Origin of the sequence: Flavobacterium sp. (assembly GCF_036741995.1) — a bacterium.
In the GTDB taxonomy this organism is placed as follows: Bacteria; Bacteroidota; Bacteroidia; order Flavobacteriales; family Flavobacteriaceae; genus Flavobacterium.
In genome coordinates this window covers 1-21301 of sequence record NZ_DAINRG010000005.1, presented here as the reverse complement: position 1 = coordinate 21301, position 21301 = coordinate 1, and the positions used below count along the sequence as shown (strand labels likewise).

Here is a 21301-nt window from a genome sequence, read left to right as displayed (position 1 = left end):
TTGGATTTACAAACACACTACACTTTGAAAAAACTTCTTTCTTTTCTCCTTTTAGGCCTGTCGCTAGTTACTTTTGGTCAAAACTACCGTCAGTATGTCAATCCAATGATTGGTACCGGGGGTCATGGCCATACTTATCCCGGCGCCACAGTTCCCTTCGGAATGGTGCAACTATCGCCTGACACTCGCATAGATGGCAGTTGGGATGGTTGCTCGGGTTATCATTATTCGGATACTGTAATTTACGGTTTTTCGCATACGCATTTAAACGGCACCGGCTGCTCGGATTATGGCGATATCATGCTGATGCCTTCCATGGGAAAAGGGAAAATTCTAAATCCTGATTTCTATTCTTCCTCTTTTTCTCATTCTAACGAAAAGGCTACCGCAGGTTATTATGCCGTCAAACTCGATAAGAACAACATCGATGTACGCTTAACTTCCTCAACGCGTGTGGGTTTTCATGAATACACCTTTAACACTGACGGCGATGCCAATATTACACTGAATTTAAACCACCGGGATAAACTATTATTCGGTGAAATACGCGTTATTGACAATAAAACGATTGAAGTTTTTAGAAGAAGCGAAGCCTGGGCGAAAGACCAATATGTATATGCGCGGATAGAGTTCAGCGTTCCAATGAAAATACAGGGACAAGCAAACCAAACTCAAAGCGAAAAGTTATTTTCCGGGACAGAAGTTGCCGTCTACTTTACCAAAAAAGTAACTAAAGGTGAAAAAATACTGGCTAAAGTCTCATTGTCTCCAACAAGCTATGAAGGTGCCAAACTAAACATGACTGAAGTCAAAGGGTGGGATTTTAACAAGGTGAAACAAAAAGCCGAGCAGCTTTGGGACAAACAACTTTCCAAAATTGATATTACAGACTCCAATAGGGACAAACTAACCGTTTTCTACACCGCTTTATACCATACGATGGTGCAGCCGAATATCGCGCAGGACATCGACGGAAAATACCGTGGCCGTGACAACCAAATTCATCAGGCAACCGGCTTTGATTATTATTCGGTTTTCTCGCTTTGGGATACGTTTCGGGCGGCAAATCCTTTGTACACTTTAATCGAAAAGAAACGCACATCCGATTTCATCAATACCTTTTTAAAGCAATACGAGCAAGGTGGCCGATTGCCGGTTTGGGAACTTTCTTCCAATGAAACCGACTGCATGATTGGCTATCACTCGGTTGCTGTCATGGCCGATGCGATGGCAAAAGGCATTACGGGTTTTGATTATGAAAAAGCTTTCGAAGCGGCAAAACATTCTGCTATGCTTAACCATTTGGGTTTGGAAGCTTATAAAAAACAAGGGTTTATCTCGATGGATGACGAGCACGAAAGCGTTTCCAAAACACTGGAATATGCATATGACGATTGGTGTATTGCGCAAATGGCACAACTTTTATCAAAACAGGAAGATTATGATTACTTCATGAAGCGTTCCCAAAGCTGGAAAAATGTCTTCGATTGGAATACCGGTTTCATGCGACCAAAGAAAAACAGTGGTTGGGACAAACCATTCGACCCCAAAGAAATCAACAACAACTTTACCGAAGGCAATTCGTGGCAGTATTCCTTTTTTGTGCCACAGGATATTCCCGGCATGATTGAAGCCTATGGTGGGAAGGCAAAATTGGAAGCCAAACTTGACGAAATGTTCAACAGCGAAAGCAAAACCACCGGTCGCGAGCAAGCCGATGTTACCGGTTTGATAGGGCAATATGCGCACGGAAACGAGCCCAGTCATCATATTGCCTACCTATATGATTATGTGGATAAACCCGAAAAGACGACGGAAAAAGTGCATTACATCTTAGATAATTTCTATAAAAACACTCCCGATGGTTTGATTGGCAACGAAGATTGTGGCCAAATGAGCGCCTGGTACGTGTTAAGCTCAATAGGGATTTATGCCGTGACGCCAGCTGATAAAATTTGGTGTACAGCCAAGCCTAATTTTAATAAAATTATACTCCATCTTGAAAATGGTGAAAGTAGAATTATTGACAAACCATTTGAACACGTTTTTTCTGATTTGGCATTTGAAAGAGGCCCAGTCGAAGTGAGCACTTTAACTTATGAAAAAATAATTCCGGTTCCGGTGATTCAGGCCGAAAGTAAAGCATTTAAGGATAAAATGACTATCACTATCGTTTCACAAAATCCGGCTGACAAAATCTACTATTGGATCAAAAATCCGAATGACTATTTAAAAGAAAAAGATTGGATGTTATATAGTGTTCCGCTAGATATACATGAATCGACAGAGATTTTGGCAAAAGTTAAAAACGAAACCAAAGAAAGCAATGTCATCTCGGCTCATTTCTTCAAAAAACCCAACAACTATACCATAGCAATCAAATCAACCTACAACCCGCAATACCATGCCGGCGGCCCCGAAGGTTTGATTGACGGCATTTTTGGCTCCGAAAACTGGCGCAAAGGAGATTGGCAGGGCTATCAGGGACAGGATTTTGAAGCTGTTATTGATTTGCAAAAACCACAAAGCATTACGAGTTTCTCAGCTAATTTTCTGCAAGATTCCCGCTCTTGGATAATGATGCCGAAGGAAATTAACTTTTTTGTTTCGGATGATAATGTGATTTTTCGACCAGTTGGTGGCACTGAAACTGAGGGTATCGATCCAAAAGAAACCAAAACCATAATTCAGGGTTTTGGAATTAAAACGCACTACCCTGTTAATGCCCGTTATGTAAAAATCATTGCTAAAAACTTTGGCAAATTACCCGAATGGCATCAGGGTTTTGGTGGTGATGCCTTTATATTCATTGATGAAATTACAATCCAATAACCATGAAAATAGCTTTAGTACAAACAACACTCGCTTGGGAAAACCCAACAGAAAACCGAAGTCATTTGGTTCAAAAAATTAATGGCTTTTTAGAAGACGTTGATTTGATTGTGCTGCCCGAAATGTTTGCTTCCGGATTTACGATGAATCCCAAAGCCGTGGCTGAAACCATGCAGGGAGAAACCATTTCCTGGATGCAACATTTGGCGAAAGCCCGCAACTGCGCCATCACCGGAAGTTTAGTAATTGAAGAAAATGACCATTTCTACAACCGCTTGGTATTTGTTTTCCCGAATGGAGACATCAAAACTTACGACAAACGGCATTTGTTTACATTGGCCGGAGAAGACAAAGTTTATACTGCCGGAACCGACAAACTAATTCTAGATTATAAAGGTTTTAAAATTTGTCCGTTGGTTTGTTATGATTTGCGATTCCCGGTTTTTTCCAGAAATGTGGAAGACTATGACCTTTTGCTTTATGTAGCCAATTGGCCTAAACCCCGCGTCAATGCCTGGGATATTTTACTAAAAGCGCGTGCTGTGGAAAACATGTGCTACGCCATTGGTGTAAACCGAATTGGAACCGACAACAATAATTTGGATTATGTTGGGCATTCGCAAGCCATAGATTTTCTTGGAAATTACATACTCGAACCCAAAGAAACAGAAGGGGTTTTCATAGTGGAATTAGACAAAAACAAACTACTGGAAACGAGAAGCAAATTGGCTTTTTTAAACGACCGGGATACTTTCGAACTTAGTTAGTGCCTACATCAAAAGGTTGTTCCACATCCCAATTGGCGCGGACATCAATTTCTTTCGGAAAATAAATCACCTCTTCGGATTGGCGTTTTTCCATATAATTTCCCGTGTCCCACTCCTTGTTTTTGTTATCGTCATAAATCAGTCGCAAAGTGTACAAGGCTGGCTCTATGGCATCAAAAGTAATGGTGGTATTTTTTTCTGAGTATTCGGTGGCTTTTATTTTTCCGTCTTTATCGGTCAGTTCAACAATCACGGGGAACCGTTTTACTTTTTCCAATAACACTCTCAAATTGCCATAATCAGAAGCATTTTTGGTGGTAATGGTATAGTTTAAAGTGTCGTTTTGGGCTTCATAAAAATCAGTCACAGCACCCGGCATCAAAGCGATTTTGTATTTTTCCAAAGGTTCTTTGTTGAAATTCAAATAGAATTTTTGTTGGAAATCATCATACTCCGTATCAAAAGGAACTGCAATGGAATCTTTATTAAAAACCGTAATTTTTGATTTGTCAAACTTCACTAAAGGAATCGAACTGTTTAAGGCAAAGCGCTCCCGAAGCGGCAAATTACCACTGAATTCAGGGCTTAAAGACAACGTGTCGGCTTTTTGATTTTTGATTTTCACCATAAATTCTTTGCTGAAATTGTCTTTCTGAACGGCAACGTGCAACGAATCGGCTTTGATGGGTTGGTACCAAATTTGAAGCGAATCCTTTTTAGGAAAATTAGTCACCAAAGACGGAATAACCTCAGCACCGTTTTTCACCGTTACCTTTACTCCTTTGGGCTTGCCTTCGTATCCCATCAACAGTCTGCTTTTGGACGCTTGTGAGGGTTTGATGGCTTTAAAGGGCAGGATTTCTTTAAACAATTCGACTTCAAAAACCGTGTCATTCGGAATCGTAATGTATTGCTTTTGAAACCCAATTTTATCCGATTTCGGATTGTATTTGTTATTGCCGTTGTCTTTCAGGGCCACCAAAAGATATTTTCCGGCTTTGATATTTTCAATCTTTACCTGTTGTAAACTATCCAGTGTATTGGTAATATATCTTGGCGTTTCTTTATAAATAGTGGAGTCGTTAAACTTTTCATTCTTTTCATACAACATCACCGAAACAAAATGATCCGGCGTCTTTTCCAAAGCGTCTTTTATTTTGACATTCAGCGCCAAAGAATCAATATAGGCGCCGGTAGAAAAAACAAATTTGAACTGCGACAACGGATTGCCCTCATTATTATCTTCAATACTTTGTCCAAAATTGAAACTATAAGTCGTGTTGGGCTGCAGCGTGTCTTTTAGTTTTATGGTCAATATTTTACTCGCGGTTTGCGGTAAAATCTCCGGCTGATTTTTCATGGGCGGCGAAATAATCAGCTGCTTATTGATGTTTTTCAGCTTTACATATTCGTCAAAAACCAACTTGATTTCATTTCCATTAAAATTGGTCGAAAGATTTTTGGGAAAACTCGCTTTCAAAACCGGAGCTAAAGTATCTTTTGAACCACCGGTTATAGTACCACGCTTGGCACAACCAATGGTTAATAAAAGTAAAAGCAGCGAAAAATATTTCAAATTATTTTTGGGCATAAAGCATTTTTTCAAAGCACAAAATAACAATTATATTTAGTGTGAACGAAATCTTTTTAAGTAAACTTAACAGTTGGGATGAATTGGTGTGAAACTAATTTATTAATTAGGCCATTGCATTTCACCCATATTTCCTACCGGGCTGGGATTGGCAATTAAAATGGCTACCACTGTGGAAGCCGCAAGAGCTGGAATCAGTGCAATGGTCTTTACCATTGAGAATTTCTTTTTTCGAATACTGGTAATCTCATTTAGGGGAATCTGTATTTCTTTCCCATTTCTTAATCTGGATACAACTATGGTGCTATCGGCAGCTCTAGTATAAAAGTATTTTCTGGTTTTATGGTTTCTTTCTATTTTATATTTTTCCCCCATAACCATGGCACTCGAATTGACTTCATGCCTGTAACTAAAACAACTTTGAAATAAAAATGCAACGGCTACTAATAAGAATAGTTTTTTCATGGTATACAAATTTCAGGTTAGACATCTATTTATAACGTAATAATTTGAATTTTAGTATTTTGACTTCCATTTAACTGTGCGCCATCGCCATACAGACAATGCTGATTTTTGCATCGGGAATTTTCAGCAAAGCGCGACTACAGGCTTCGAGCGTAGAACCTGTGGTAATCACATCGTCAATCAGTAGAAAATGTTTGCCGTGATGATTTTCCGAAAAATCTACATCAAAAACGGTAGCAATAACATCTGCTCGGCCCAAAAGGTCTTTTTTGGTTTGGGTTTTCGTATGCAGTTTTCGGTATAAAAGTTGGTCTTCATAAGGAATCGTAAGAGTTGCTGACAAGGCTTTGCCAAAACCTTCCACCTGATTGTAGCCGCGTTCCCGCAATCGTTTTTTATGCAGCGGTACCGGAATGATGTAGTCGATTTCTTTTATTAACTCCAAATCTTCTAATTCGGCAGCGTACCAATGGCCAACCATGTCGCTGATTTCTTCGTGGCCTTTGTATTTCAGTTGGTGAATCATTTCCTGAACAATCCCTTTTTTATGAAAATAAAACAACGCCGAGCCAAACTCCAGCGGAATTCTTCCATAAAACTTTTGCATCACTTCATTCTGTTCGATGGTATGATGATTCGTCAACGGAATTTCGTGCCGGCATTGCGTACAAAGCACCTTTTCGTCATGCAATAAAAAGGAATGACAACCGGCACAGGACTTTGGAAAAAATAAGTTTAACAGATGGCGAAGCATAAAAAAGATAATTTTCTTACATAAAATTATAAAAAAATTGTATTCTAATTGATTTTTAAGGCTTTTTTTATAATCGGTTTTTATATTTTTGCAGCATTATGGCAAAACAAGAAGATTTATTTAAGAACGTAGTTTCGCATGCAAAAGAGTACGGATTTATATTTCCGTCCAGCGAAATTTACGATGGGTTGAGCGCCGTGTACGATTACGCGCAAAACGGAGTAGAATTAAAAAAGAACATTAGGGAATATTGGTGGAAAGCCATGGTGCAAATGCATGAAAACATTGTTGGTTTAGACGCCGCGATTTTGATGCATCCAACCACCTGGAAAGCTTCGGGCCACGTTGATGCCTTCAACGACCCGCTGATTGACAACAAAGACTCTAAAAAAAGATACAGAGCTGACGTTTTAATTGAGGATTATGCCGAAAAATTAAACCTGAAAGCCAAAAAAGAAATTGAAAAAGCCCGCGAGCGTTTTGGCGCTTCGTTTGACGAAGAGCAATACAAAACCACAAATCCGCGTGTGATGGAATACTTGGCCAAAGAGCGTGAAATTCTGGAAAGAATGGGCCGTTCGTTGGGCGCCGGTGATTTAGAAGATGTAAAAGCCTTAATCGAAGAATTGGAAATTGCTGATCCGGAAACGGGTTCCCGTAACTGGACCGATGTGAAGCAATTCAACTTAATGTTCGGAACAAAACTGGGCGCTTCTGCCGAAAACGCGATGGATTTATACCTGCGTCCGGAAACGGCACAAGGGATTTTTGTTAATTTCCTAAACGTGCAAAAAACCGGTAGAATGAAGATTCCATTCGGAATTGCACAAACCGGAAAAGCCTTTAGAAACGAAATCGTGGCTCGTCAGTTCATCTTCCGCATGCGCGAGTTTGAACAAATGGAAATGCAGTTTTTTGTAAAGCCAGGCGAAGAAATGAAATGGTACGAATACTGGAAAACCACTCGTTTGAATTGGCATTTATCACTTGGTTTAGGCAAAGAAAATTATCGTTTCCACGACCACGAAAAATTAGCGCACTATGCTAATGCTGCTGCTGATATTGAGTTCAATTTCCCATTCGGATTCAAAGAACTGGAAGGAATTCACTCGAGAACCGATTTCGATTTAAAAGCCCACGAACAATACTCCGGTAAAAAATTACAATACTTTGACAACGATACCAATTCCAACTACGTTCCTTATGTAGTAGAAACTTCGGTTGGTTTGGATAGAATGTTCCTGTCGGTTTTTGCTACCTCTTTAAAAGAAGAAACTTTGGAAGACGGTTCAACACGAACAGTTTTACGTTTGCCATCCGTTTTGGCACCAACCAAAGCCGCCGTTTTACCATTGGTAAAAAAAGACGGTTTGCCGGAAGTCGCTCAGAAAATCATCGAAGATTTGAAATGGGATTTCAACGTAGCCTATGACGAAAAAGATGCGGTTGGCCGTCGTTACCGAAGACAGGATGCTTTGGGAACTCCTTTCTGTATCACTGTGGATCACCAAACGTTGGAAGACGAAACGGTAACCATTCGTCACCGCGATTCCATGGCACAGGACCGTGTTAAAATTGCCGATTTGAAAACCATTATCGGAAATGAAGTATCAATGCGAAACTGGCTGATGAAAATCTAGTTAACTATACTTTTAAATATAAAAATCCCAAATTCCGAAAAGAACTTGGGATTTTTTGTTTTGTAAGGATTTATCCGAGCTAAAACGCACATATTAACAGTATTAGCGTTTCTGTCAACAATTTTCACCATTCATTGTCCAAAATTCTAATTTCGTTACAACGAAAATCGAGACGTTTAATCGTTTTTATTTTTGCGGTTAATATTTTAGCGCAATCTTAGCCGAACAATTAGTTTCCCCAAAACTACCTGTTCCTTTTACCTAATGATGCTTTCCCTAAATCAACGGAAAAGCGTTCATGAGTCACACCTTTATTATCATTGATGACAATCAAGACGATGTCACGAAAACTCAGGCTATTGCTGAGCGTTTTCGCAATTTGTCTTACGTTGGCACAGCTGCTAGCTATGATGAAGGCGTGAATTTAATCCTGGAGCACCAACCGCATTTAGTATTTCTAGAAATTGATCCTTCTGACAAAAAGAGCAATCTTTCCCTTTCGCTTATCAACGAATTGTACCGCTATTTAACCGTAGTTCCTAAGATTATCATTACCACTTCCAAGAAAGAATTGGCCTATGATGCGCTCAAATATGAAGTGATTGATTATTTACTGAAACCTTTAGACATCAACGATTTTAGAAAAGCCATTCTGAAATTTGACCGCGCCATAAAATCGGATTTGCCACATTTGGAAGTCAAAAATCCGGCGGCAACCTTTGAAGTTTTAGACGAAACAGTAACAGAAACACTCGAAGCAGAAACCGAACACGATGTTACCGTAAAAACCGTTGCGGTAGCTGACAATCCTTTTGTTATTCAAAAAAAGTCACTTATCATTTGCATCAAGTCCTATGGCGATTACCGTTACATTGATTCCAATGACATTCTCTATTTCGAAGCCGATAACAACTCTACGGATATTCATTTGAACAATGGCGAAATGATTACAGCATTCAAAACCCTGAAACACTTTGAAACCGTTTTACCGGAATCACAATTTTTACGCATCCATAACAGTTACATCATCAATGTTGACCAAGTTTCCCGTATTCACACCGGAAACACCGTATGTTACATCAAAAACTCTACAACCAAACTTCCGTTCTCCAAATCCTATAAAGACAATGTCGATTTGATTATCAATCGCATCGCCGGAGGTAACTATTTGGAAATTTAGACGAAAAATAATACATTTACCAAAACTTTTGTATGGAGGTAAAGGTATTAATGATTGATGATCATCCGCCGATTATTGAAGGTTATAAGTCGATTTTGACTTTAAACCCATATGGTTATGACCTAAATACAACCACAGCATTTAGTTGTGAAATAGCTTATAAAATTATCACAACCACCAAAATTCCGTTCGACATTGTTATGGTGGACATTACATTACCGCCTTATCCAGAGAAAGGTATAAATTCAGGAGAAGATTTGGTGATTTTGGTCAAAAAATATTTACCGAACACCAAAGTTATGGTGTTGACCTCTCACGCAGAATCACTTGTTTTATATCGTATTTTAAAAGAATGTAATCCGGATGGTTTATTAGTGAAAAGCGATTTCTTATCGGATGAGTTTTTAATTGCTTTTGACACAATAGTAAAAGGGGATACTTATCATAGTATTTCTGTGAAAAATCTAAAAACAGACTTAGTTCCTTCTACAAAGTATCTGGATAATTATAATAGACAAATCATCATCTTACTCGCTCAAGGAATACAGACTAAGAGTCTTTCAGAACGTCTAAACCTATCCAAAAGCGCTATTGACAAAAGAAAAGCAATTATCAAACAATATTTTGGCATTGAAAAAGGAACTGATGAAGATATTCTAAGAGAAGCCCGAAAACAAGGATTGATTTGATTGTGTACGTTTAACATCATTATTCTATTCTTTCAGTCACAACTAATATATGCAAATGCATATTGTGTCTTCAACAAACCTATTATTTTGCATCTGTCTGTATTTTAATAACTAAATCTAAAAAAAAGACTTTCGTCCTACTTTTAAATTTTAACATAATATACACTTTTTGTGTACTAAAATGTAATAGTATCCTTTTAATTTTACTCTATCGAAAAATTAAAACTACAGAATTCGGTAAAAAAGGAGACTTACCCTCTCAAGTATGATGTCTTTCAGAAGTGGTATTTTGAAGACAAAATTAATGGAATTTCATCTGTTTATTTTGAGGTTTGTTATTAGACAGATATTAAAACACTTAAACAACCAAAAAAGCAGCCCCAGCTTTTATGTTTTGGACGACACTAAGCGGGGCTGTAATAATTTAAACTATATACTGAGTCATGAAAAATTTATTATTTGTCTTTACAGCCACATTTTTATTTTCATTTAATGGAAATGCTCAAGAAAATAATGAAAGAATAGAATCTGCGTATCTATCAATAACATCAGATAATGAAGTAACCACATACAGGTTTGACAGTATAAAAGACCTTGAAGAAAACTCCCCCAAAATACTAGATGAAATTTCATCAAAGACAGAAAAAAACAAAGATGATAAATGCCTAATCTCTCTTATATTTTCCTTCTCAGTTTCTAATGGAACTCTTACTAAAACTCTTACTAGCGCAATAACGACTTACTATTCTGTAATTGCAGAAGAAACAAAAAAAATACAGGACGAGTTAATAGCCATAATAAAATAAAATTAGGTTTTTTTGATTAAGGAATAAAATTCTACTAATCAAATCAAAATTTCAAAAAACAATTAATTCAAATAAAACAATTTAGGTAAAAAAGTGGCTTACCCCCATAATGTGACACAGTATAAATGTTTTTTATATTGAAAAAAATGCTATTTTTCTGTTTATTTTAGAGGTTTGTTATTAAACGGAAAGCAAGACCAAACCAACCAAAAAAAAGCAGCCCTGCTTTTATATGTTTTCGAGGACACAAAACAGGACTGCAATAATTAAAAATTATTTACAAAAATATGAAAAAATTAGTATTTGGCTTAATCGCCACAGTATTATTCGGTCATCTTTCTTTCTGTCAAGAAAAATTTGATGCTTCAAATTCAGAAAACGAATTTGATTATATTGGAAAAGCACACAATGAAGGTTTAGCAAAAATTCTTGAAGAAAGAGAGAATTTAGAATTGTTTAAAAAAGACCCTATAAGAAGTACAACCAAAACAATTCACCAAATCGGCTATGACTGTAATGGTTTTACCAGATTAGTTTATGATTGTAAGTTACAAAATGAAAATGGAGAATTTGAATTTTCAAAATCACCTTTAACAGAAGAAACAATTAATACATACAACGAAAAAAAAGAAATTTCTAATGATGTCAAAGAAAATCTAATACAAATTTTAGATTTGCTTAATAATGTTGATAAAGGCATGGATTTCAATGAATTTAAAGAAAGGATGATTCAAATTGAGACGAGAGTAGATGCCTATGATAAAAACGATCGTGAATTTTTATTATCTATGTGCTCAATATCAAGATATTCTGTAATGTTTTGGATGGCTCATCCATTTGAAAACAATAGTGCTCGAGGCGGCTCAGTTGGTGGAGCAGCGGCTACAGATTTAGGTGGAGCTGTTGCCGGCGGTATAAGATATGGTGTTGGGTTATTGATTGCCGGTCCCTTTGGCTGGGGAGCATTAGGTGTTGCATGTCTAGCTGGTGGTTTAGGAGCTTCTGCTGCATATGGTGTTTACCATCTTTTTTATTAGAATTTGTTTAACTATGAGAAACTTTTAATAAAATTTAAATATGAAAAAAATACTTCTTTTTGCATTACATTTTATAGTTTCGGTATCTACTTTGATACTATTATCAAAAATATCGGGCAATAAATTAAACAAAGAAAATGCAATTTTAACCACAATTATTACTCTGTTTGGAGTTATGATAATCCCTAAAGGAAAGCGTTCAAATTTGTTTTTTATAGTACAATTAATTACTACTATAATATTATCATTAGGAATTTATTTGTTTTTCGAAAAAATTTTAAACTAGTTTCTTATTCATGAATTTTTCATAGATTATGAAATTGAAAAAAATTACCATTGTTGCTTTCCTATTCCCTTTGCTTATTTCTGGACAATCTGATCTTGAAAATGCAATTAAAGGTGGTGAAATGCTCTTAAGTGGTTTATCCATACTTAAGGTTTCTAAATCAAAAGGAAATAGTACCGTAATTGAAAGTTTGTGTGTGAAAAACAAACTCACCGAAAAGATAACATTCAAATTAGTGGGCAAAAACGAGGAAGGAGATGAGATTAAAAAAGAACTTGTCATTCCAAAAGATGGAAAAGAATGTTTGCTAATGGTGCCCAAAGGCATTTATGCGTACGAAATTACACTCTCCAACAAAGAAATTTATAAGAAAGGAGAGTATAGATTCGATGAGGATATAGTGATGACTATAAAACAGGATTAACAAAAGTGAGTTTTAACTTTACCGTTAGAACTCACTTTATTTTTAACTAAACTTAATTTGATGATTAAAATTTTACGTTGTTGTTGTTTTATCCTAGTCGTTTTTTTAGGTAGTTGTGCTAAAACTACAAAAGATAAAACTGAGACGGCTACTAATGACTCCATTCAAAAATATCTTGACTTGGCGAATGATGATACTTTGGCTTTTGACCAAAGGATAAAATACAACGACAAAGCTTTATCTTTTATTGACTTGAATAAAAATGACAGTTTGTACAGGGAGTTTCTTAATATTATAGTTTACAACTACCTAAACACAAAAAAATGGGACAGCTATAAAAAAATTTCAAAAATTTATTTTCAAAAAAGTGTAGACGCTAAGGATACATTAGGATTAGCAAGATATTATAGATATAAAGGAATATATTTTAAAAACTTTTTAAAATATGATAATGCCTTTTATAATTATTTAAAATCTGAGAAGTTATATTTAAAAACAAAAGACCATTATGGATTAAACAAAGTTTATTTAAATTTAGCTTTTATTCAATATTCAGTTGATGATTATTTGGCTAGCGAATTATCTACAAAAAAAGCCTATAAATATTTTAAAAACAGCAAGGAAACTTTTGAAACATATCAATGCTTAATTAATTTGGGGAATGTATATCATGATTTAAAACAGTACAATAAAGCTATCTCTTTCCTAAAACAAGCTCAAACTTTAGCTGTAAAATATAAAATTCCGGATAAACCTAATAGCTGTCTAATAAGTTCCTGTCTCAACAATATTGGTAATGCATATAGAGAACAAAAAAAGTATAATATAGCTATATTTTATTTCAAAAAGGCTTTAACTAAAAAAAGACTATTTACGAAAGACCCGGTTTTGTATTCAATTCTATTAAATAATTTAGGCTACTGTTACCTACAATTAAATCAAGAAAGTAAACTGCCTTATTTATTTTACAAGTCAGCAAAACTATTAGATAGTTTAAATGTAAAAAATGAATGTGCAGTCAGTTATCTATATTTATCTCAATTTTATTTTAAAAAAAAAGACATTTTAAATGCACGAATATTTGCTGAGAAAGCTTTAAAATTTAGCAAAGAAGCTAAAGCCCCTTATTACTATTTAACAGCGTTAAGTAATGCTGGATATATCAATAGTCAAAAAGCCTCTCAATATATCAAGGAATATCACGAAAAAAATGATAGCCTTATTTTCTCTGAAAGGAATGCAAGAAATCAATATTATAAAATCCAGTTAGAAACTGATGAAATAACTCAAGAAAAAGATAAAGCTATACATCAAAAATGGGTTATTGTTAATATTGCTATATTTATATTATTAATCGTTGTTTTAATATTGATTATTAATCACCAACGAGCTAAACAAAAAGAACTACAACTTTATCAATCAGAACAAACTGCTAATGAAAAAGTCTACCAACTAATGCTTACACAAAAAACGAAGGAAGAAGAGGTAAGACAAAAGGAAAAAAAACGTATTGGATTAGAGCTTCATGACGGCATAATGAATAAGCTTGCCAGTGCACGTCTTAATCTTTCGACATTAGTAAATAAAAATGATACTGATGCAATTCAAAAGTACTTAGCACAAATTGCATCTATACATCAGATTGAACAAGAAATCAGAAGTATTGCTCATGATATGAACACAAATATATTTCAAAAATCAAATAGTTATATTCAATTATTGCAAGATCTTATAATGGATAAAAATAATACTTGTGAAATTAATTATGAATTGGAAGTAGATAAAGACATTGATTGGAATTCAATATCAAGTGAGGTAAAAATGAATTTGTATCGGATCATCCAGGAAGCATGTTACAATATTCATAAATATTCAAAAGCAAAAAACGCAATAGTTAGTTTTACATTTGACAACAATAATATATGCCTTTCAATAACTGACAATGGAATTGGTTTTAAAAATGGAGCAAATCTAAACGGCATCGGAATTCAAAACATGAAATATCGAGTGAAAGCACTTGGGGGAAAGTTTGCCATCAATTCTTCACCTAATAAAAGTACTTCTATCAATATTGCCATTCCTGTTTAGAATTCAACCTATGTAGTTTTAATCCCAGGCTTTACAAATTAGAACCACATCTTTCAAAAACAATATTTTTTTAGAATTTAAATTTTAAAAAGCAATCATACTAAATTAGTATTGTTTCTAAATGACATTAATTAATGTCTAAATTCCCAAAAACCATCCACTCGCATTTGACCCTCATTTACTATCAAACGAGGTCATTCTACCATAAACACCTCTATATATAGGACTTAACAGAGACATCCTTTTTAGTTTTACATCGTGAAAGTGCAATAGCCTCAAATCAACAACTAAGGCACACACCACAAAATCGAAACAAAACATTAACAATAAAAAGTCTCAAATTATGAAAAAATTAGCAACAACATTCGGATTATTAGCTCTTATGCTCATTGTCACGTCATTCACAACTCCAAATGAAATTGGTGGAAGACAGCAAGATCCTATTCAACCTTTCTCAATTGGTGGAAGACAACAAGATCCTATTCAACCTTTCTCAATTGGTGGAAGACAACAAGATCCTATTCAACCATAAAAAACATTTAAACCATATCTAAAAAACTACCGATAATATCGGTAGTTTTTTTTTATAAAAAATTTAGTATTTTTGAAAAAACTCAATCTTCATTGAAATACCTATTTTATATATTATTGTTTATTTCTTATTCCTGCAACAAGCGGGAGAAGTCGGATAATATTCCTAGAAAAAAAAACAATCAAGACCTCGAAATTATTTTATCCACTTTAAAAAACAACAAACTTACAACGTATAAAAAAAAAGCCCTACTAGACAAAGCCTTTGATATATCAAAATCTCAAGCAAACACAAAGAAGAATAGAGATAATATTTCAAGTATAATTTTTGAATATTTTTATATAAATGACTTTGAATACCTTAGAACATCCTCTAATACTTTAATCGAAAAATCTAGTAAAGCCAAAGACAGTGTTAATTTGGGAATCGGTTTTAGGTTTAAAGCATATTATTATAAAAACGAAAGGATTTTTGATAGTTCTTTTTACTATTATTCAAAGGCCGAAAAACTTTATTTTAAAACAAAAGATAATTTAAATTATGCCAATGTTTTACTTAATAAAGGAAATGTCCTTTATAATACCGGTGATTATTTAGGAGCTGAATTAGCATTTAGGACAGCTTTAAATATTTTGAGAAATTCCACTGACAAAACGAAAATCTATGAAGTTTTAAATTCATTAGGAAATGTTTCAGATGAACTAAAAGATCACGACAAAGCAATTTATTATTATAATGAAGCTCTAAACATTGTTAATGAATATAATTTAAATGAAAACACACATAGAAAATCAATTCTATATAATAATTTAGGATATACTTACCAAAACCTAAACAACCACAAGCAAGCTATTATCAATTTCAAAAATGGTTTAAAAGATAAAGAAATCAGAAACTCCTTCCCTGAACTTTATGCCAACTTAACCGATAATCTTGCATATTCTAATTTTAAAATTAGAAATTATAAAGAGTTACCCAAGAAATTTTTTGAAGCTTTAAAAATTAGAGACAGTATAAAAACTGCTTCTCCAATAGTTCTAAGTCAAATCCATCTTTCTGAATTTTATTTTATTCAAAGAGATACCTTAAAATCTCAAAAATTTGCTAAACTAGCTTATAATCTTTCTACACAATCGAAAACCCCTTCGGCAGTATTATTGTCCTTACAACAATTATCAAATGTTGATAGAAAAAACTCTTCAAATTATACAAGAAAATATATAACATTAAGTGACAGTCTCCAATTAGCCGAAAGAAAATCTAGAGATCGTTTTAATCGTATTAAACTCGAAACCGACGAAATCATTCAGGAAAAAGACGATCTGGTCGAAAAAAACAGAACCCTGCTCTATGTCTTTGTCGTCTCGTTTATAGTAGTGGTATTATTATTTGTGGTAAGAGCCCAGCGCGCCAGAACAAGAGAGTTGTTATACAAACAGGCCCAACAAAAAGCCAATGAAGACATCTATAACCTCATGATGTCACAACAGGCCATTATAGACGAAAGCCGAAACAAAGAAAAGAAACGCTTGGCACAAGACCTTCACGATGGGGTATTAGGCAGAATGTTTGGCCTTCGATTAAATCTAGATAGCTTAAACTCAAATACCGATACCGAATCGGCTCAAAGAAGACTTGAGCTGCTCAATGAATTAAAAACCATCGAGCAGGACATTCGTGAAATTTCCCATGATTTGAATAGAGAAAAACAAGTTTTAATTAATAACTTTGTTTCCATCGTTCATAATTTACTCGAAGAGCAAAAAACATCCCACGAAGCTAATTTGAACTATTCTATTGACAATGATGTAGTCTGGGATAAAGTAGCCAATGCCATTAAAATCAACATGTATCGCATTTTGCAGGAAGGTTTGCAAAACATCAACAAATATGCTAACGCCAAAAACATTAGCGTAGAAATAAAAGGTGATAAAGAAAATGTATATTTGAAAATCCAAGACGACGGAATTGGATTTGATGTTACCCGAAAAAGCAAAGGCATTGGTATGCAAAACATGATATCCCGAACGCACGATTGCCTGGGAATCATCGACATCAGCTCTAAGAAAAACGAAGGAACAAAAATTGTAATCACATTACCAATTGAATCAAAACAACTAATTGTAGAACACGAATGACAAGCCCAATCAACATTTTAATCGTAGATGATCATCCTTTTATCATCGAAGCCTACAAAAATGCTATCAATAAGTACAGCCAACAAGGCATTGAATTTACTATAACGCAAGCCAACAACTGCAAAAGCGGTTATGAAAATATTGTTGACCAACCCAAACCCTTTGACATTGCTTTTTTTGACATCAGCATGCCCGAATATGCTGAAAAAGGAATCTATTCCGGCGAAGATTTGGCCATGCTCATAAAAACGGAAATGCCCAATTGCAAAGTGATTTTGCTTACCATGCATACCGAATTACTCAAAATCAATAATATCATCAAGAATATTAATCCAAGCGGATTAATCATCAAAAACGATTTGACCTTTGACGAACTGCTTTTTGCTTTCGATAAAATCATCAAAAACGAAAGCTACTACAGTCAAACCGTAATCAAATTAGTGGGTCAGGCACAATACAACAACATTGAACTAGATGTTTTCGACAAACAAATCTTGTTCCATTTATCCAAAGGCGTGAAAACCAAAGATTTACCACAATACATTCCGCTTTCTTTGAGCGCTGTCGAAAAACGCAAACTAAACATCCGTGAAATATTGGAAGTAAAAGGCGGAAGCGACATCGATTTAATCAATGAAGCCAAGAATAAAGGTGTCATTTAACGATTTTACGGGAAACCGTAACGAAATATGCGGGAAACCGTAATTGCATGCTTACCTACAATGACTAATTTAGCTGAATGATTTCAGGGTTAGTATTTGTAGATTCAAAAAGAGGTAGTACAACTCAAAAATTACCACTTGATTTACAAGACTTAGGGGGAAGCGATACTTTCGGGTATCGCTTTTTTTATGCCTCTAAAGCATCCCAGCCACGGGCTTTCAAAGGAATTTTAGTATTCGCTCGGGTTATCAGGTGAACACCTTCGCTTTCTTGCGTTAAATGCCCAATAACGGTAAAATTTGGATTGGCTTTTATCTTATCAAAGTCTTCTAAAGCAATGGTAAACAGCAACTCATAATCTTCGCCACCATTGATGGCAACAGTGGTAGAATCTATATTAAATTCTTCGCAAACATTGATAAACTGAGGATCTACCGGAATTTTTTCTTCGTATAAATTACAACCCACTTTACTTTGTTTGCAAATATGAATAATCTCCGAAGACAATCCATCCGATATATCAATCATCGAAGTCGGTTTTACTTCCAGTTTTTCTAACAAAGTCTTGATATCATGACGCGCTTCCGGCTTTAATTGTCTTTCAATTAAATAAGTGTAGGCATCCAAATCAGGTTGATTATTCGGATTCACCTGAAACACTTGCTTTTCGCGCTCCAAAACCTGCAATCCCATATACGCCGAACCTAAATCGCCGGTAACCACTAATAAATCCCCATCTTTAGCGCCATTTCTGTATATAATCTCCTCTTCATTGGCTTCACCAATAGCGGTTATTGAAATTATCAATCCTTTTTGCGAAGAAGTAGTATCACCACCAATGACATCCACATTATAAAATTTGGCTGCCAAGGCAATCCCGTCAAACAGTTCTTCCAAAGCTTCCAGCGGAAAACGATTAGAAACCGCCACAGAAACCGTTATTTGCGTGGCTTTGGCATTCATAGCACAAATATCCGAAACATTCACCACAACGGCTTTATAGCCCAAATGACGCAACGGCATATACGACAAATCAAAGTGAACTCCTTCAATCAACAAGTCGGTTGAAACCACTACTTTTTTGTCTTTAAAATCCAAAACAGCGGCATCATCACCTATACTTTTTAAAGTCGATGGCTGTTTGACATCAAAGTTTTTGGTCAAATGGTCAATCAAACCAAATTCGCCCAATTGAGAAAGTGAAGTGCGCTGCGGAGTTTTATCTTCTAACATTTTTTCTAAGGTTCTAAGGCGCAAAGATACTAAGGTTCTAAGGTTTATTCCAACAAAAAAACCCAACAACTTTCGCCATTGGGTTTCTCTATCTCTTTAAACTTCGTACTTTTAATCGTTCAGCTTAAGAACCGCCATAAACGCTTCCTGCGGAATTTCTACATTCCCAACTAAACGCATACGTTTCTTTCCTTTTTTCTGTTTTTCCAACAATTTTCTTTTACGCGAAATATCACCACCATAACATTTGGCGGTAACGTCTTTTCGTAACGCTTTTATCGTTTCACGCGCAATGATTTTCGCACCAATAGCCGCCTGAATCGGAATGTCAAATTGCTGTCTTGGAATTAATTCACGCAGTTTTTCACACATTTTTTTACCAATATGATACGCATTACTCTCATGAATCAAAGCCGAAAGCGCATCTACCGATTGGGCATTTAATAAAACATCTAATTTTACTAATTTAGACGCTCGCATTCCAATTGGGGAATAGTCAAAAGACGCATAACCCTTAGAAACTGTTTTCAATCTATCGTAAAAATCGAATACAATTTCCGCCAAAGGCATATCAAAGTTCAATTCTACTCTTTCTGTTGTCAAATAGGTTTGATTGGTAATAACACCTCTTTTTTCAATACACAAACTCATTACATTTCCAACATAATCCGCTTTGGTAATGATGGTGGCTTTGATATAAGGCTCTTCAACTCGATCCAATTTGGATGGTTCCGGCAAATCAGACGGATTGTTGACCACTAACCCCACTTCCGGTTCTTTTTTGGTATACGCCAAATAAGAAACGTTCGGAACCGTAGTAATTACAGTCATATCGAACTCTCGCTCTAATCGCTCCTGAATAATCTCCATGTGCAACATTCCTAAGAATCCGCAACGGAAACCAAAACCTAAAGCGGCTGAACTCTCGGGTAAAAACACCAAAGAAGCATCATTCAACTGCAGTTTCTCCATGGAAGAACGCAAATCTTCATAATCTTCGGTGTCAACAGGATAAATTCCGGCGAAAACCATGGGTTTTACATCTTCAAATCCTGTAATCATATTCGTTGTCGGCGTTTTAGCATCAGTAATTGTGTCACCTACTTTTACTTCTTTCGCCTCTTTAATTCCTGATATTAAATAGCCAACATCGCCTGTAGAAATAACATTCTTTGGCACTTGGTTTAACTTCAACGTTCCGACTTCATCCGCAAAATATTCATTGCCGGTAGCCATAAACTTGATTTTTTGCCCTTTTTTGATTTCGCCGTTTTTCACACGGAAAATAACTTCAATCCCTCGGAAAGGATTGTAATGGGAATCGAAAATTAATGCCTGTAAAGGTTCGTCTTTAATGCCTTTTGGTGCCGGAATTTTTTCAATAATGGCTGCCAAAATATTTTCCACACCAAAACCGGTTTTCCCCGAAGCATGAATGATATCTTCTAATTTGCATCCTAATAAATCAATGATATCGTCACTAACTTCTTCCGGATTGGCACTTGGCAAATCCACTTTATTCAATACCGGAATGATTTCCAAGTCATTTTCTAAAGCCAAATACAAGTTAGAAATCGTTTGTGCTTGTATGCTTTGCGCCGCATCTACAATCAACAAAGCCCCTTCGCAAGCCGCAATAGAACGGGAAACTTCATATGAAAAATCCACGTGCCCGGGAGTATCAATAAGGTTTAGGATATAATCTTCGCCTTTGTATTTGTATTCCATCTGAATGGCGTGACTCTTAATCGTAATCCCACGCTCACGCTCCAAGTCCATATTGTCAAGCAATTGGGCTTTTTCTTCACGAGCGGTAACGGTTTGAGTGGCACCAAGCAATCGGTCCGCAAGCGTACTTTTTCCGTGGTCAATGTGTGCAATAATGCAAAAATTTCTAATATGCTTCATCTTCTGTGTCTGTCAATTTTTGGGCAAAAACGCGCGTGCGTTTAATCGGCAAATATAAGGCAAAGTTTTGATTTAAAAGGATTGGAAGCTCAAACCAACAAAATTTAGTATTTTTGCCAAAAAATTACAGCATGCCAAAAATCGGCAACATCATATTACCGGATTCCCCTTTGTTACTTGCACCCATGGAAGACGTGAGCGATCCGCCGTTCCGCAGATTGTGTAAGTTGCACGGGGCCGACTTGATGTACTCGGAATTTATCTCTTC

The 21301-nt window shown here is 35.6% G+C and carries 18 protein-coding genes; 13 read left to right on the top strand and 5 right to left on the bottom strand.

Annotation, left to right across the window (positions count from 1 at the left end; translation table 11 throughout):
* The first annotated feature begins 24 nt into the window (after positions 1-24).
* Complete coding sequence (locus V7D82_RS03565; RefSeq protein ID WP_333599599.1) at positions 25-2832, top strand: GH92 family glycosyl hydrolase; 2808 nt, start codon at positions 25-27, stop codon at positions 2830-2832.
* 2 nt (positions 2833-2834) lie between these two features.
* Positions 2835-3599 carry an amidohydrolase gene (locus V7D82_RS03560; protein ID WP_333599598.1) on the top strand — a complete coding sequence of 255 codons (765 nt, stop codon included), beginning with the start codon at positions 2835-2837 and terminating at the stop codon, positions 3597-3599.
* Here V7D82_RS03560 and V7D82_RS03555 read toward each other — a convergent pair.
* The 3 genes from V7D82_RS03555 to V7D82_RS03545 all read right to left on the bottom strand — a co-directional run bounded on the left by V7D82_RS03555 (position 3592) and on the right by V7D82_RS03545 (position 6409).
* The gene (locus V7D82_RS03555) at positions 3592-5190 is read right to left on the bottom strand and encodes an Ig-like domain-containing protein (RefSeq protein WP_333599597.1); all 1599 of its coding nucleotides are present in this window, start codon (positions 5188-5190) and stop codon (positions 3592-3594) included. The two genes, V7D82_RS03560 and V7D82_RS03555, sit on opposite strands and share 8 nt — an antisense overlap.
* Positions 5191-5292: 102 nt before the next feature.
* Complete coding sequence (locus V7D82_RS03550; protein WP_333599596.1) at positions 5293-5655, bottom strand: hypothetical protein; 363 nt, start codon at positions 5653-5655, stop codon at positions 5293-5295.
* A gap of 70 nt (positions 5656-5725) precedes the next feature.
* A complete protein-coding gene (locus V7D82_RS03545; RefSeq protein ID WP_333599595.1) occupies positions 5726-6409 on the bottom strand; it encodes a ComF family protein in 684 nt (227 codons plus the stop codon).
* Positions 6410-6507: 98 nt separating this feature from the next.
* Here V7D82_RS03545 and V7D82_RS03540 point away from each other — a divergent pair, with 98 nt between their 5' ends.
* The 10 genes from V7D82_RS03540 (at position 6508) to V7D82_RS03495 (ending at position 17891) form a co-directional block, all read left to right on the top strand.
* Positions 6508-8049, top strand: a complete 1542-nt coding sequence (locus tag V7D82_RS03540; protein WP_333599594.1) for a glycine--tRNA ligase — start codon at positions 6508-6510, stop codon at positions 8047-8049.
* Between the two features lie 298 nt (positions 8050-8347).
* The gene (locus V7D82_RS03535) at positions 8348-9229 is read left to right on the top strand and encodes a LytR/AlgR family response regulator transcription factor (protein ID WP_333599593.1); all 882 of its coding nucleotides are present in this window, start codon (positions 8348-8350) and stop codon (positions 9227-9229) included.
* A gap of 32 nt (positions 9230-9261) precedes the next feature.
* Positions 9262-9918: a response regulator gene (locus V7D82_RS03530; protein ID WP_333599592.1), complete on the top strand. Its 657-nt coding sequence runs from the start codon at positions 9262-9264 to the stop codon at positions 9916-9918.
* Between the two features lie 443 nt (positions 9919-10361).
* Positions 10362-10724, top strand: a complete 363-nt coding sequence (locus V7D82_RS03525; RefSeq protein ID WP_333599591.1) for a hypothetical protein — start codon at positions 10362-10364, stop codon at positions 10722-10724.
* Positions 10725-11011: 287 nt separating this feature from the next.
* Positions 11012-11761: a hypothetical protein gene (locus tag V7D82_RS03520; protein WP_333599590.1), complete on the top strand. Its 750-nt coding sequence runs from the start codon at positions 11012-11014 to the stop codon at positions 11759-11761.
* Positions 11762-12081: 320 nt separating this feature from the next.
* Positions 12082-12471: a hypothetical protein gene (locus V7D82_RS03515; protein WP_333599589.1), complete on the top strand. Its 390-nt coding sequence runs from the start codon at positions 12082-12084 to the stop codon at positions 12469-12471.
* A 60-nt stretch (positions 12472-12531) separates the two neighbouring features.
* Entirely contained in the window at positions 12532-14559 is a 2028-nt protein-coding gene (locus tag V7D82_RS03510) for a tetratricopeptide repeat-containing sensor histidine kinase (RefSeq protein WP_333599588.1), read from the top strand.
* A 343-nt stretch (positions 14560-14902) separates the two neighbouring features.
* Positions 14903-15091: a hypothetical protein gene (locus V7D82_RS03505; protein WP_333599587.1), complete on the top strand. Its 189-nt coding sequence runs from the start codon at positions 14903-14905 to the stop codon at positions 15089-15091.
* A 92-nt stretch (positions 15092-15183) separates the two neighbouring features.
* Positions 15184-17229, top strand: coding sequence for a tetratricopeptide repeat-containing sensor histidine kinase (locus tag V7D82_RS03500; RefSeq protein ID WP_333599586.1), 2046 nt, complete (start codon positions 15184-15186; stop codon positions 17227-17229).
* The gene (locus V7D82_RS03495) at positions 17226-17891 is read left to right on the top strand and encodes a response regulator (protein WP_333599585.1); all 666 of its coding nucleotides are present in this window, start codon (positions 17226-17228) and stop codon (positions 17889-17891) included. Before V7D82_RS03500 ends, V7D82_RS03495 begins: the two co-directional genes overlap by 4 nt.
* A 187-nt stretch (positions 17892-18078) precedes the next feature.
* Here the strand turns inward: V7D82_RS03495 and thiL are convergent, their stop codons facing one another.
* Entirely contained in the window at positions 18079-19125 is a 1047-nt protein-coding gene (thiL, locus tag V7D82_RS03490; RefSeq protein WP_333599584.1) for a thiamine-phosphate kinase, read from the bottom strand.
* Positions 19126-19236: 111 nt separating this feature from the next.
* Positions 19237-21033 (bottom strand): translation elongation factor 4, encoded by a 1797-nt coding sequence (lepA, locus tag V7D82_RS03485; protein WP_333599583.1) that lies wholly within the window; start codon positions 21031-21033, stop codon positions 19237-19239.
* A gap of 131 nt (positions 21034-21164) precedes the next feature.
* Here lepA and V7D82_RS03480 point away from each other — a divergent pair.
* Positions 21165-21301 (top strand): tRNA-dihydrouridine synthase (locus V7D82_RS03480; RefSeq protein ID WP_333599647.1); only part of this gene is annotated, 137 nt, incomplete at its 3' end.

Coding starts and splice junctions, on each gene's coding strand:
- V7D82_RS03560 (WP_333599598.1), top strand. CDS start 2,835: ATGAAAATAGCTTTAGTACAAACAACACTCGCTTGGGAAAACCCAACA.
- V7D82_RS03555 (WP_333599597.1), bottom strand. CDS start 5,190: ATGCCCAAAAATAATTTGAAATATTTTTCGCTGCTTTTACTTTTATTA.
- V7D82_RS03550 (WP_333599596.1), bottom strand. CDS start 5,655: ATGAAAAAACTATTCTTATTAGTAGCCGTTGCATTTTTATTTCAAAGT.
- V7D82_RS03545 (WP_333599595.1), bottom strand. CDS start 6,409: ATGCTTCGCCATCTGTTAAACTTATTTTTTCCAAAGTCCTGTGCCGGT.
- V7D82_RS03540 (WP_333599594.1), top strand. CDS start 6,508: ATGGCAAAACAAGAAGATTTATTTAAGAACGTAGTTTCGCATGCAAAA.
- V7D82_RS03535 (WP_333599593.1), top strand. CDS start 8,348: ATGAGTCACACCTTTATTATCATTGATGACAATCAAGACGATGTCACG.
- V7D82_RS03530 (WP_333599592.1), top strand. CDS start 9,262: ATGGAGGTAAAGGTATTAATGATTGATGATCATCCGCCGATTATTGAA.
- V7D82_RS03525 (WP_333599591.1), top strand. CDS start 10,362: ATGAAAAATTTATTATTTGTCTTTACAGCCACATTTTTATTTTCATTT.
- V7D82_RS03520 (WP_333599590.1), top strand. CDS start 11,012: ATGAAAAAATTAGTATTTGGCTTAATCGCCACAGTATTATTCGGTCAT.
- V7D82_RS03510 (WP_333599588.1), top strand. CDS start 12,532: ATGATTAAAATTTTACGTTGTTGTTGTTTTATCCTAGTCGTTTTTTTA.
- V7D82_RS03505 (WP_333599587.1), top strand. CDS start 14,903: ATGAAAAAATTAGCAACAACATTCGGATTATTAGCTCTTATGCTCATT.
- V7D82_RS03495 (WP_333599585.1), top strand. CDS start 17,226: ATGACAAGCCCAATCAACATTTTAATCGTAGATGATCATCCTTTTATC.
- thiL (WP_333599584.1), bottom strand. CDS start 19,125: ATGTTAGAAGATAAAACTCCGCAGCGCACTTCACTTTCTCAATTGGGC.
- lepA (WP_333599583.1), bottom strand. CDS start 21,033: ATGAAGCATATTAGAAATTTTTGCATTATTGCACACATTGACCACGGA.